At 55.0% G+C, this 927-nt stretch carries 1 protein-coding gene; it reads right to left on the bottom strand.

All coding sequences use genetic code 11. From position 1 onward, the window contains the following. Window positions 1-29: 29 nt before the first annotated feature. Entirely contained in the window at window positions 30-578 is a 549-nt protein-coding gene (locus KEM39_RS11385) for a TIGR02594 family protein (RefSeq protein WP_211710076.1), read from the bottom strand. Window positions 579-927: the final 349 nt, after the last annotated feature.

Below are 927 nucleotides of genomic sequence, written 5' to 3'. Positions count from 1 at the left end.
CCCAATCGGCTGTGCATTCATCCGCCATACTATGTCTCGCTCTCGCCCTGTTTGCCGGTAGCATCCACCAGCGGCAGCTCGTAGCGGACGGCAGTAGGCTCGGATTTAACGCACTGCTTATCGCGCCAGTAGCTCGGCCACCAAAAGCTCAATTCGTCGGCGTTAAACGGGATGATGCTCACGCGGTTGCCTTGGTTGCCGCCCAAACCCATCAGGCGGCCTTGTCTGTCTTTGCCCACGATAAACATCACATGATTGCCGCCGGGGCGTTTTTTGACCGCCAGGCAGCCATAGGCCGGTTTGCTCAAGCGGGTAAGGTAGCGTTCATCCGCCCACGCCCCGGCGCGATACCACGCGGGCACCACGAAGCGGTCGGATTCAGCCAGGCACATACCAACAAAACACCCGCACCAAGCCACTTCATCGTTTTTCCACCATGCTTTCTCTTCGCCGTTGTAGCCGCCAAACTTCACCAGCCATCGCAGGATTTCCGGGTTGTGCTGCGGGCCCGGCATCTCACGCAAGCCCAAGTGGCTTTTTGCCTTGGCAATCCACGGCAATTCGGTTTGTTTCGTCATTTTTAACCTCCAACAAAAAAGCCCGCACAATGGCGGGCAGAAACGTAAGTCTTTGATTTTCCCAGCTAGCCTTATATTTGGTGTTTTTATACCTAATAAAAAATATCCCATTGTTTTAAAACAGGATATTTCTTGCGCTCCAGCTAGCCTTATTTCAGTTATTAAGGATTACTTAATAACTGGTTTTCAGGTAGCCTGAAGTAATAACCGCCGCGTACCCGGATACAGCGGGCAGAGGCGGCGGTCGTCAAAACTATTCCGGCGGCGGTGGCGGCTCGTCATCATCCGCCACCACCACTGGCGGCTTCTCGGCGGCTGGCTGGCGGTGGTAGCCCAGCTTGCCCAGCAC

Source organism: Neisseria sp. Marseille-Q1983, from assembly GCF_018224585.1.
Taxonomy (GTDB): domain Bacteria; phylum Pseudomonadota; class Gammaproteobacteria; order Burkholderiales; family Neisseriaceae; genus Neisseria; species Neisseria polysaccharea.
This window is presented reverse-complemented; position numbering and strand designations above follow the sequence as displayed.